At 62.0% G+C, this 10,615-nt stretch carries 14 protein-coding genes; 13 read left to right on the top strand and 1 reads right to left on the bottom strand.

The genetic code is table 11. The features are described from left to right. Positions 1 to 311 precede the first annotated feature (311 nt). Positions 312 to 677 carry a 4'-phosphopantetheinyl transferase superfamily protein gene (locus tag RF650_RS13305; RefSeq protein ID WP_165489793.1) on the bottom strand — a complete coding sequence of 122 codons (366 nt, stop codon included), beginning with the start codon at positions 675 to 677 and terminating at the stop codon, positions 312 to 314. Positions 678 to 1,014: 337 nt separating this feature from the next. Between RF650_RS13305 and RF650_RS13300 the strand changes: the two genes are divergently transcribed. From RF650_RS13300 to RF650_RS13240, 13 genes are all read left to right on the top strand, one after another. Next, the gene (locus tag RF650_RS13300; protein ID WP_368815149.1) at positions 1,015 to 2,376 is read left to right on the top strand and encodes an AMP-binding protein; all 1,362 of its coding nucleotides are present in this window, start codon (positions 1,015 to 1,017) and stop codon (positions 2,374 to 2,376) included. A gap of 3 nt (positions 2,377 to 2,379) precedes the next feature. Next, the gene (locus RF650_RS13295; protein ID WP_131333030.1) at positions 2,380 to 2,640 is read left to right on the top strand and encodes an acyl carrier protein; all 261 of its coding nucleotides are present in this window, start codon (positions 2,380 to 2,382) and stop codon (positions 2,638 to 2,640) included. A 56-nt stretch (positions 2,641 to 2,696) separates the two neighbouring features. Then, the gene (locus RF650_RS13290) at positions 2,697 to 3,071 is read left to right on the top strand and encodes an ectoine synthase (protein ID WP_131333031.1); all 375 of its coding nucleotides are present in this window, start codon (positions 2,697 to 2,699) and stop codon (positions 3,069 to 3,071) included. Between the two features lie 10 nt (positions 3,072 to 3,081). Continuing rightward, positions 3,082 to 4,215, top strand: coding sequence for an acyl-CoA dehydrogenase family protein (locus RF650_RS13285; protein ID WP_165489795.1), 1,134 nt, complete (start codon positions 3,082 to 3,084; stop codon positions 4,213 to 4,215). After that, on the top strand, positions 4,212 to 4,877 hold the full coding sequence (locus RF650_RS13280; RefSeq protein WP_131333033.1) for a transglutaminase family protein: 666 nt from the start codon (positions 4,212 to 4,214) through the stop codon (positions 4,875 to 4,877). Before RF650_RS13285 ends, RF650_RS13280 begins: the two co-directional genes overlap by 4 nt. Before the next feature lie 16 nt (positions 4,878 to 4,893). Continuing rightward, the gene (locus tag RF650_RS13275) at positions 4,894 to 5,667 is read left to right on the top strand and encodes a maleate cis-trans isomerase (protein ID WP_131333034.1); all 774 of its coding nucleotides are present in this window, start codon (positions 4,894 to 4,896) and stop codon (positions 5,665 to 5,667) included. 32 nt (positions 5,668 to 5,699) lie between these two features. Beyond that, positions 5,700 to 6,179 (top strand): MarR family winged helix-turn-helix transcriptional regulator, encoded by a 480-nt coding sequence (locus RF650_RS13270; protein ID WP_242670427.1) that lies wholly within the window; start codon positions 5,700 to 5,702, stop codon positions 6,177 to 6,179. 91 nt (positions 6,180 to 6,270) lie between these two features. Further along, a complete protein-coding gene (locus RF650_RS13265) occupies positions 6,271 to 6,891 on the top strand; it encodes a DsbA family protein (RefSeq protein ID WP_131333035.1) in 621 nt (206 codons plus the stop codon). Beyond that, positions 6,888 to 7,376: a nucleoside deaminase gene (locus tag RF650_RS13260; protein ID WP_131333036.1), complete on the top strand. Its 489-nt coding sequence runs from the start codon at positions 6,888 to 6,890 to the stop codon at positions 7,374 to 7,376. Before RF650_RS13265 ends, RF650_RS13260 begins: the two co-directional genes overlap by 4 nt. A 36-nt stretch (positions 7,377 to 7,412) precedes the next feature. Then, a complete protein-coding gene (locus RF650_RS13255) occupies positions 7,413 to 7,733 on the top strand; it encodes a multidrug efflux SMR transporter (RefSeq protein WP_131333037.1) in 321 nt (106 codons plus the stop codon). Between the two features lie 40 nt (positions 7,734 to 7,773). Continuing rightward, a complete protein-coding gene (locus RF650_RS13250; RefSeq protein ID WP_131333038.1) occupies positions 7,774 to 8,208 on the top strand; it encodes a multidrug efflux SMR transporter in 435 nt (144 codons plus the stop codon). Between the two features lie 29 nt (positions 8,209 to 8,237). Continuing rightward, positions 8,238 to 9,287 carry an MFS transporter gene (locus tag RF650_RS13245; RefSeq protein ID WP_165489796.1) on the top strand — a complete coding sequence of 350 codons (1,050 nt, stop codon included), beginning with the start codon at positions 8,238 to 8,240 and terminating at the stop codon, positions 9,285 to 9,287. A 229-nt stretch (positions 9,288 to 9,516) separates the two neighbouring features. After that, the gene (locus RF650_RS13240; protein ID WP_131333040.1) at positions 9,517 to 10,404 is read left to right on the top strand and encodes a polysaccharide deacetylase; all 888 of its coding nucleotides are present in this window, start codon (positions 9,517 to 9,519) and stop codon (positions 10,402 to 10,404) included. Positions 10,405 to 10,615 lie beyond the last annotated feature (211 nt).

Here is a 10,615-nt window from a genome sequence, read left to right as displayed (position 1 = left end):
GACCGATGAGTGGGCCGAGGGCCGCCGCTACCTCGGACTCGAGGTCCTCACCCGTTGCCGGCTCACCCCCGCGGCCCGCACCGGAAGCGAGGTGATCCCCGACCCCCTGACCGCCCTCACTGCCTGACCCCTACGAAAGATCGCTACACCACTTCTCGGGGCTTGACCCGAAGAGCTATCGGGCTGGGGCTCCAAGTCGTGACAGCAGCGGGCCGGTCGTCCATTGCGGGTGAGGTCCTCGAGACGTAGTCCCCTCCTGCCGGAGCTGGCTCAGAGGGAAGGCCGCAGCCATAGCGATTCGTAACTCGGGGTTAGAGCGCCGGGCCCTCGAGTCGCCAGGCAACCCGGAGATGACTCTCACCGCACCAGATTCCGTGCGAATCGAGTGAGACCGCGCTCTCGGTGGCAGACGACATCACGATGGTCCGATGCGCGGCTGCCTCTGACGACTGTGACGAGGCGATGGCGAAGGGCATCCCCTGCAGGCCCACCCCAAGGGCTTTGCCGGCGGCCTCCTTGGCCGTCCAGATCTCAGTGGAGAGGCGCTCCTCCCCAACCTCGCCCAGAAGCTCCTGCCGCTCGTCGGGAGACCATGCCCAGCCAAGATCGGAGCACGCCTGCTGGGTCAGTCGTCGCTCGACATCGACGCCAATCGGAACATCCGCGACGACGACCACGGTGGTCGCCGGAGAGTGAGCGACTGAGAAGCATCGACGCTCATGACGAAGCGGAAAATGCCGTTCTGAGCTGCGGAAATACTTCCGAGCTGCGACCCCAAGCGCTTGCTCCACCAAGCGAGCGGCGATGTCCTCGCCCTCGACAGAGGGGGCCTGCCAGAGGCTGAGGGCCGGGGGTGATCTGCGACATATTACGAAAAATTCCTCGCCGCGACTTGATGCATGCACATGCACTAGTCTAGGTTGCTGCATGTACATCAATCAAAGCCCCGAGAGGCCAGTGCCTGGCACCCAGGAGAGCCCCCCTCTCGGATGAGACGAACAGGAAGGAGCAACCATGACCCTGACAGTGACACCTGCCAGCGCGGCGACACCTCGTCTCAAGTTGTCCGCGGGAACCATCGTCGAAGGCGAGGACAAGCGCGCCGACGACGTCGCCGGCCTCGAGTATGGGATCTACCGCGCGGCCAAGAACCGTCGGCTCGTCGATGAGTGCGTCGAGGTCCTCAACCGCGGAGGCGTGGCGGCACTGGTCCCGACCACAGCCACGGAGGCCTATCTGGAGTCGATTGCCGAGCAGGTAGAACAGTTCGCAAGGTCCCGGCCCCGGACAGAGGGCGCTGCAACCGGCGGGATCCTCGCCCTGCCTACCTCCGGCTCGACGGGCACCCCAAAACTCGTCGCCATCCCCGTCGCAGGGCTTGTCGAGTTCCTCCAGTGGGGCCAGGACTACTTCAGCTTCGACGCGGCGACCGTCTCCCTGAGCCTGAGTCCCTGGAACTTCGATGTCTCCCTACTGGACACCTGGGCAGTTCTGTCTTCCGGCGGCACCGCGGTCGCCGCCGAGGCCGCACGACTGCACGACGCCGCCTACCTGGTGCGCCTCCTCGATGAGCACCGACCGACCTTCGTCCAGGTCGTGCCATCGACGTTGGACGCGCTGATCAATGCCGCAGGAAGCACGACCTACCCCTCGGTTCGCAATATCGTGCTCACCGGTGGAGTCGTCGCACAGCCAGCGCGGGCCGCCGCGGCCAATCTCTTTCCCGAGGCGACCTTCCACAATGTCTACGGCGCAACCGAGGTCAACGATTGCCTCATCGAAACGCTCACAGCCCAGCAGTTCGCCGGCACTGAGATGTTGCCGCTCGGCGTGCCGATTGCCGGTTGCGAGATCTACCTCGATGCCGGCGGTGATCGCCAGCCACTCCACGAGGCTGCTGAGGCAACTCATGGAGAGCTGCTCGTACGCACCCCATGGATGGCTGAAGGCTACATACACGATGGCACGATCACACCGTTGCCCGTGACAGCCGATGCGCTCTATCCGATGAAGGACCAAGCCCTCTGGGCCAACGGACAGCTGATGTACCAGGGTCGACGCGATCGCATGGTCAAGGTCCGAGGTCAGCGCGTCAACCTCGAAGAACTCGAGAACGCCGCGCGCCGGACAGGGCTGGTGGGTATGGCCTGCGCTTGGCTGACAGGCACTACATCCGGTGAAGAACTGCACATGGCCTACACCGCTCCGGACCATGGCACTGCCATGACCGGACTGCAGCTACGTATGGCGATGAGCGCGACTCTGCCCGCCTTCGCGATGCCGAACCAGCTCCATGCATTCGCCGGACCGTTCCCGCTGAACGGCAATGGAAAACCAGATCTTCCCACCATCAAGTCCCGAGTAGAAAGCGAGTAACTCATGCCCACCATCAACGACGTCAAGCAGTACATCGTCGAAACCTTCGCCACCGACATCACGGCAGACCAGCTGCCCTCCGACGTGGATCTGCTGAGTACCGGCATCCTCACCAGCGTGACCACCGTCCAGCTGCTGGGCTGGTGCGCGAGGACCTACAAGATCCCGATCAACACCATCCCGATCAACCCCGATGAGCTGAAGACGCCAGAAGGCATCGTCGGGTTCATCGAGACCAACCGCACCGATTCCGTGACTGCCTAGTCCACGCATTTCCTCAACCATCAGACACACCAACCCAAATTAGAAGGAGTATCACCATGTTCACCAGGTCCAAGAATGACGTTTCCGCCGTCGAGTGGGGCAACGGCACCAGCCACCGCCTTCTGGTCGAGAAGGACAACATGGGCTTCGCCGTCGCCCACACTCTCGTGCGAGCCGGCACCGAGTCGAAGCTCGAGTACCAGAAGAACCTCGAAGCTTGCTACTGCATCCGCGGCTCGGGCAACGTCGAGGACACCGAGGGCAACTTCTTCGAGGTCACCCCTGGCGTGCTCTACGTCCTGGACGGCAACGAGCCGCACTACCTGCGCGCGTCAGATCATGAGGACCTCGAGCTCGTCAGCATCTTCAACCCGCCGATCCGCGGGGACGAGAAGCATGTCCTCAGCGCCAGCGGCTTCAGCACCTACTGAGGAGGCGAGCATGAGCACCACCACACTGACCGACGATCCGTGGTCGGGCTTCCTTGACCACCTGCGCGATCGCACCTCCGCCACCTCGCGTTCCCGGGCAGAAGGTTTCTCCACTGAACTGTGGGATGCCACGGCGGCCAGCGGATTGTTCAGCACCCTCGCTGCCGAAGGTATCGGAAGCAGCGGAATGCGGGCCGCCATCGGCCGGATACGCGAGCTCGGGCGTACCAGCCCGGACCGGGGCCTGACCTTCTCAGCAGTGACCCAACTGGCCAGCACCATCTACTGTCTGCGGGCCTTCTCGGACAAGGAACTGCAAGAACGCTACCTGCCTGCAGCCGAGACAGGAAACGCCATCGGCGGTCACGCCATCACCGAAGCTGAAGCAGGCTCCGACGTGATGAGCATGACCACAACGGCGAGCCTTCGAGACGGACACTACGTACTGAACGGCACCAAGCGGTTCATCACCAACGCGCCGATCGCCTCGACTCTCGTCGTCTACGCCAAGACCGTCGAAGACGGCGTCGACAAGGGGCTCTCAGCGTTCCTCATCGAGACCGGGTGGCCTGGCGTCGATACCTCACAGCCCATGCCTACGGCGGGACTGAGCACATCCCCCATCGGTGAAGTCTCGTTGCAGGGCGTGCAGGTGCCGGTTCGGAACCGCATCGGCCACACCGGCGCCGGACTGCTCATCCTCGACCAGGTCATGAAACGCGAGATCCTGCTCGCCTTCGCCGGCAACATCGGCGAGATGGAACAACTGGTCTCCCGCTCGGTCCGCTACGTCAACGACCGCAAGCAGTTCGGTACCAGCATTGGCAGCAACCAGCTGGTGGCCGACCGGATCGTCGAGACGCAGATGGCCATCGAGCTCGGCGGGGCCCTCCTGGAGTCGATCGCTGAACGCCTGGACGGGTTTGAGGACGTCACCATCCCGATCGCGGCGGCAAAGGTCTTCATCAGCGAGGCCAACGTCGACTCAGCGATCAACGCCATCCGAGTCCACGGTGGCAACGGCTACCTGGCCACATCACCGCTGCCCACGTTCCTGCTCGATGCCATCCCCGGAGCGATCTACTCCGGTTCGAATGACCTCCTGCGCACCAAGATCGCCACCATGTTGGGAGTGACCTCATGATCACCCACGACCCGCAGCTCACGGACGCAACCGCGGTCTTCGATTACGAGGACCCTGCCGTCTGCCGGTTCGTCGAAGAGGCCGGCTGCTACAGCGAAACGAACATCACCAAGGCTGTCGAGCGCCTGCACGATGCAGTTCGCGACACGATCGACTACAACGTCTTCAACGTCCCGCTGAACACAGACCTCAGCGCCTCCGGCGTTGTCGACGAGCCCTCCGGTTTCTGCCTGCACAAGAGCATCCTGTTCGTTGCCGGCTGCCGCCGGCTGGGAGTGCCTGCTGTGCTCTGCTCTGACGTGGTCACCAACCACGTCGCCGACGCGGCAATGCATGAACTTGTCGGAGGCGAGGAGTTCCTGCACTGGTACGCACGGATCTACCTCAACGGTCGTTGGATCAAGGCCGCTCCGATCTTCAACACACTGCTGTGCATGCTCTACGGAATCGATGTCCTCCGCTTCAACCCGAGTGGGGACGCCATCGAGCAGCGCAACAGTGACAGCACGAAGATGCACTATCGGGGCGAGCAGCTCTCCTATTCCGACCCGACCATGGCCGAGCTGCTGGAAGCCATTGCGACCAAGCACCCGAAGATGGTCACCGATCATGGGCGGACACCGACCTCGCTCAGCCTGGCCGGAACGCCGCTGCCGAACTAGAAAGGAAGACACGCAAATGTGGAAATACGACGGTTGGGAATCCGACTTCAAGCTCGGGATCGTCACCCCTCACGCTGACATCGGTCCGGAGGCCGAAGCACAGGCGATGCTCACCGGCACGCGCAGCACCATCCATGGAGCCCGTGTCGATTTCAGCCCGATGCACCCTGGCGGGACGATCGACGAGAAGATCGCCCATGACCCGGTCCTGCAGTTCATCGCGCCGGAAATCATCGATCGCACGGTCGAGAGCCTCTCCAGCTCACCGCTGGATGCGATTGGGCTGGCCTTCACCAGCTCCTCGTTCAAGATCGGAGCCGAGCGCGAGCGGGAGTTGCTTGCGAGACTGTCCGGGGTCAGCCATGGAATCAGGCTGAACACCACCGGCACGGCGGCCAGCGCAGCGATTCGACAGCTTGAGCTGGAGAAGATCGCGGTCATGGCCCCTTCCTGGTTCGACGAGGAGCTCTGCGCTGCCGGGGACTCCTACTTCCGAAATCAGGGCTTGGACATCATCTCAGCAACGCCCAGTGGCCCGGTCGGTGGTCCGCTGACGATCGACCCGGCCTCCATGGCCGCCGCGGTGGAGAAGTTGGTCGCAGACACCGGCGCAGAGACCGTGTTCATCGCAGGCAACGGGCAGCGAGCCATCGGCGCGATCGACTACCTCGAACGTCATCTGGGAATCACCGTCCTCACCGCCAACCAGGTTCTCGTATGGGCCAGCCTGGAGGGCACCGATCTGAGGTCGCAGGTGAGAGGATACGGATGCCTCTTCGCCCAGGGGTGACCTGGAAGAACGCCCATGATAGTATTACGTGCATGTACATGGAATCTTCCGAGTCAGTAGAGACCCCCCCGGCCCGCAACCTCAGCGCGTCGTGGGCGCAGGTCGCGGCGATCGTCGCCGCGGTCGACGCCACACTGGGCAAGTGGCTGGTCGATAACTACAACATCGGCCTCACAGAGTACCGGGCCGTGCTGCATCTGAGCCGGACATCCGATCGGGAGCTGCGGATCACCGAGCTCGCAAATCGGGTCGGCCTCACCCAGAGCTCGGTGACTCGACTGGTCGGGCGCATGGAGACGAAGGGACTGGCGTTCCGGGACACCTGCCCGGACGACGGGAGAGGGGTCTTCGCGGTCATCACTGACGCCGGCCTCGACGCCGTAACGGAGATCCGCGAACCATACGAAACTAAGATCTGCGAGCTTCTCAGCGGTGCTGCCAAACAGTACCCGCAGCTGGATCTAGTTGATCTCGACCAGTCATTCGAGACGATCAGCAAGCTCATCTCCTAAGAGTCTCACCCCGTGATCCGGGGCTGAATTCTACCCATATACATGCATGCACATGCACCCTTAGCAATCTCTGAACCGAAAGGACTAATCCATGACTACAAAGATTGATGTTTTTGTCGACTATGTCTGCCCCTTCTGCTTCCTCGTGGAGGGAGCAATCGAAGAGCTCAAGCAAGACCGCGACGTCGAGGTGACCATTCGCCCATTCGAGCTACGCCCTGACCCTGTTCCTACTCTGCGGCCCGAAGACGACTATCTTCCGCGGATCTGGAAGGACGCGGTCTACCCGATGGCCGAGCGCCTCGATGTCCCAATCAGTCTCCCGACAATCTCACCCCAGCCACGCACCGAGAAGGCGTTCATGGTGCTCCAGCTGGCCCAAGAGCACGGCAAGGCCGATGCGTACTCGGAGGCAATGTTCAAGGCGTTCTTCCAGGACGACCGCAACATCGGCAATGACGACGTGGTCGTTGACGTCGCCACTTCGGTGGGTCTTGACGCGAGCGATGTGAAAGCCGCTCTGCATAGCGAGGACCGACGGGCCAAGCAGCAGGCCGACCAGGACTATGCGGTTAACGCCGTCGGGGTCACCTCCGTACCGGGCATCATGATCGACGGTCACCTTCTGGCCGGGGTTCCCAGCGCCACACGGCTGAAGAAGACCGTCGACGACTTGGTCGCCGAAGCCGCCACGAGCGAGGTTCGCTCATGAGTACATCATCCCCGGACGTCCTCGTCGAGGTCATGGACCAGGCCGTGGAGAGGTGTGTGGAGCACGTCGAGGCCGGGGGGCTGCCCTTCGTCGGCGTGGTCGTCGATGACTCGGGCATCATCTCCGACTTCGGAGTCAACCGCGTTCGCGAGACTCGCGACCCATGTGCTCACGCCGAGATCGTCGCCATGCGTGAAGTCCTCGAGGAGGACGACCGGGAGGATCTATCCGGAACCACACTGCTGGCCACCGGCGAACCTTGCGGGTTGTGCTATCGCTTTGCTCTCGACCACGGCATCGATGCCATCTACGTGGCCGTCGACCGTGACGTCGTCGCCGACTGGGGATTCGACTATCGCACTAGCTATCCCTCACTGGGTATCACCGATGGGCTCCGATCCGCCGTCTTCAATCATCTGCCCACCGAGCGCGGCAACGAGCCGTTCTCGCGATACCTCCAGACACAGAACAATCACGGACGCTGACCAGCGCTCCTGTGCACCCTTGAAAGGACACTCACCATGAGTTGGCTCTACCTCGGCATCGCCGTCATCTTCGAAGTCGCCGTCGGCATCTCCGCCGGAAAGGCACAAGGCTTCACCAAACTTTGGTGGAGCATCGCCACCCTCGTCAGCGGTGGCATCGCCACCTTCTTCCTCAGTCTGGCCCTACTGACCTTCGACGTCGGAGTCGGCTATGCGCTGTGGACCTCCCTGGCAGGCGTCGGGATTGTCATCCTCGGCGCGCTCTTCCTCTCTCAGAAACTGACTTGGAAGAAGTTGCTGGGTATCGGCGTCGTCATCGCAGGCGTCGTCGGGCTCAACCTCGCCGGTACTGCCTAAATCGCTCTCCCTTGCCCCGTCTTAAGAAAGGACTGCAGTCATGACCACCACTGCGACCCGCGACACCACCACCCCGGAAACCACCGAAAAAAAGGCCGGCCCCTGGCTGGCACTACTGCTCGCCGGAGGATTCGAAGTCGGATACGCCCTGAGCGTCAACGGCAGCGAAGGCTTCACGAACCTCACTTGGTCCCTCGTAGCGATCGTCTTCTTCCTATTCACTCTATTCTTCCTCAGTGTGGCTCTGAAGAAGATCGACGTGGGCATCGGCTACGCCGTCTGGGCCGGCATCGGCGCCGTCGGCGCTGCCCTACTGGGGCCCGTCTTCTTTGATGAGACCCTTACCCTCGTGAAGGGCTTCTGGCTGGCCGTCATCATCGGCGGTGTCATCTGGCTCAAGCTCGCCGACAGCCCGAAGCTCGAGGCGAAGAAGAGTGATGGCCTGGCCACCGCGGCCCCGGAACAGCACCAGTGACATCGCGTCGGCCTGCCCCCGCCCGCTCCGTGGTTCGAATCGCCACGGCAGCCGGCGGCGGGTTCGCCGCGTTCTACACCTTCTACACGACCGCATCGAGCACTCTCGACGGAACGGGCATCTCAGCCGGCACCCGCGTCGGCATCGTGATGCTGGTTGTCGTCGCCGTCCAACCACTCCTGCTCCTGGGACGGAATTGGATCAAGAACCGGCGCCTCGCCGTCATGCTTGCACTCACGTCCATGGGGGTGGGAAGTGCGATCCTGCCGGTGGCGAACCAGTGGCCAGGTTCACTCCTCCTCGGTCTCGGCTTCGGGGTCTTCGTGGTGATGAGCACCGTCTGGGTAAAGGAGCAAGCGGCACCGGGGCAGACGGGCCGCGCCCTGGGTACATACGGCTTCGGTTCGGCAGCGGGTGGAGCATTGGGCGCTCCGATCGGCCTCTACGCCGTCGAGCACGGAGGCCAACTGGCCGTCGCCATCGTCGGCTGCGCCTTCGCCCTGTGCGCCCTCATTCCTGCGAGGCAAGCGAAGACAGTGACAGAGGACGGTTCTATTTCACAAGCAGCTGACGCACCCGCGAAATCGACATCCACGGGCCCACTAGCTGCCCAGCGGGCTTCCTCCGCTATTGTTGTTGTCAGTATCAGCCTGCTTGGTCACCTCCTTGCAGTGAGCCTCTACGCCGCCGTGCTGTCCTCTGTTGGCACCACAAGCGGCGCTTGGCTGCCCGTCCTGGCAGCATTGGTCATCCAGGTGTGCTTGGCACCAGGCCGCTTGGTCGGAGGACACCTCTCCGATCGGTACCCACCACTGGTCATCCTGGTACTGGCAGTCGGGCTCCTCGCTCTGTCGACGGTGGGCTTCGCTGTCATCACCTCTCATCTGGGCATCCTCGTTGCCGTAGCAGTGATCGGATTTGCCTCAGGTGTAGGCCAGACGGCTGCCTTGACCGCCATGATGCGACGTGCCCGGACCCCTCGCGCAACGGAAACTGCCAGCGCAGGATGGAACATCGCCTTCGATGGTGGGTTAGGCATTGGCGCACTTGCCGCTGGATGGGTGACGATTCAAGGCTAGTTGCAAACCGCATCATCTGCTCATTTTTCAAGTACCACAGTCAGATCCCTAAACAGGAAAGAAGTGTTCTCAGAAGAAGAGAATCAGTATCCATCCAACAACGACAGTGGAATACGGATACGCCGATAGGGCACGAGGAATTCTTATACCTGTGCCACCACGAAGTGATTGAACGCGTAAGCCAAAGGTTGCGAATAGGTAAGCGGCAACCACTAAGGAGGCAGACGAAATGTCAAAGAAGATCATGGTATCAATTGGTATCGATGTGGACGCCGTCGCGGGATGGCTCGGTTCGTACGGCGGGCAGGACTCCCCCAGTGACATTTCCCGTGGGATGTTTGCGGGAGAGTTTGGCGTACCAAGACTGCTCAAACTAGTGAACGATCGTAGGATTCCAGTGACTTGGTTCTGGCCTGGGCACTCGATCGAGACATTTCCCGATAAGTTCGAGGCAACGGTAGCCGCGGGTCACGAAGTCGGTATGCACGGGTATAGCCACGAAAATCCGCTGTCGATGACGCCGGAGCAGGAGGCAGAGGTCGCCGACTACTGCTTGGAGCTGTTCGAGTCACGCACAGGAGAGCGGCCGCTGGGTTACGTTGCGCCTTGGTGGGAGTTCTCAAAGGCCACCCACAAGATCCTGCGCGAGCGTGGATTCCTCTACGACCACTCCCTCATGCACCACGATCACACGCCGTACTATGTGCGCGCCGGGGATGAATGGACGCCGATCGACTATGGGGCGGCTTCTGCGAAGGAATGGATGAAGCCACTCGTGCGCGGCACAGAGACCGATCTGGTCGAGATCCCGGCTAGCTGGTACCTAGATGATCAACCGCCCATGATGTTCGTCAAGGGAAGCGCGAACAGCCACGGATTTGTAACTCCGCGGGCAATTGAGGCCCTGTGGCGGGATCAGTTTGACTGGGTCTACCGAGAGATGGATTACGCCGTCTTCCCTATGACAATCCATCCGGATGTAAGCGGTCGCCCACAGAACCTCTTGATGCTGGAGCGGTTCATCGAACACATGTCAAAGCATGACGGTGTCGAGTTTATGTCCATGAAGGACGTCGCGGTCGACTATAAGCAGCGCTTCCCTCGCAATCAGGCCTGATGGCCCTCAGAAGACACCTGGGGTGGGAGCCGCCAGATGAATAGCTTCTCTCTGGCGGCCCCAGCCGGGGAATGTCGCCCAGCTAGCGGAGTCCTCACCCGAGAGGGTGACGGAAAGTGCTTCCAGATTCATTGCCCAAGCTGGGCCGCCCCCTTCATTCGGTCCGGTCGCTCTGTGAGTCGTCGGTTTCGATTTGATGGGTGCACTGCCG

The organism is Kocuria sp. CPCC 205297, from assembly GCF_040981035.1.
GTDB classification, from domain to species: domain Bacteria; phylum Actinomycetota; class Actinomycetes; order Actinomycetales; family Micrococcaceae; genus Kocuria; species Kocuria marina.
The sequence above is the reverse complement of the archived record's forward strand: the minus strand, read 5'-3'. Positions and strand labels throughout refer to the sequence as shown.

Bases quoted from the DNA above. Each gene is read 5' to 3' on its own strand.
- RF650_RS13300 (WP_368815149.1), top strand. From the start codon at position 1,015: ATGACCCTGACAGTGACACCTGCCAGCGCGGCGACACCTCGTCTCAAG.
- RF650_RS13295 (WP_131333030.1), top strand. From the start codon at position 2,380: ATGCCCACCATCAACGACGTCAAGCAGTACATCGTCGAAACCTTCGCC.
- RF650_RS13290 (WP_131333031.1), top strand. From the start codon at position 2,697: ATGTTCACCAGGTCCAAGAATGACGTTTCCGCCGTCGAGTGGGGCAAC.
- RF650_RS13285 (WP_165489795.1), top strand. From the start codon at position 3,082: ATGAGCACCACCACACTGACCGACGATCCGTGGTCGGGCTTCCTTGAC.
- RF650_RS13280 (WP_131333033.1), top strand. From the start codon at position 4,212: ATGATCACCCACGACCCGCAGCTCACGGACGCAACCGCGGTCTTCGAT.
- RF650_RS13275 (WP_131333034.1), top strand. From the start codon at position 4,894: ATGTGGAAATACGACGGTTGGGAATCCGACTTCAAGCTCGGGATCGTC.
- RF650_RS13270 (WP_242670427.1), top strand. From the start codon at position 5,700: ATGTACATGGAATCTTCCGAGTCAGTAGAGACCCCCCCGGCCCGCAAC.
- RF650_RS13265 (WP_131333035.1), top strand. From the start codon at position 6,271: ATGACTACAAAGATTGATGTTTTTGTCGACTATGTCTGCCCCTTCTGC.
- RF650_RS13260 (WP_131333036.1), top strand. From the start codon at position 6,888: ATGAGTACATCATCCCCGGACGTCCTCGTCGAGGTCATGGACCAGGCC.
- RF650_RS13255 (WP_131333037.1), top strand. From the start codon at position 7,413: ATGAGTTGGCTCTACCTCGGCATCGCCGTCATCTTCGAAGTCGCCGTC.
- RF650_RS13250 (WP_131333038.1), top strand. From the start codon at position 7,774: ATGACCACCACTGCGACCCGCGACACCACCACCCCGGAAACCACCGAA.
- RF650_RS13240 (WP_131333040.1), top strand. From the start codon at position 9,517: ATGTCAAAGAAGATCATGGTATCAATTGGTATCGATGTGGACGCCGTC.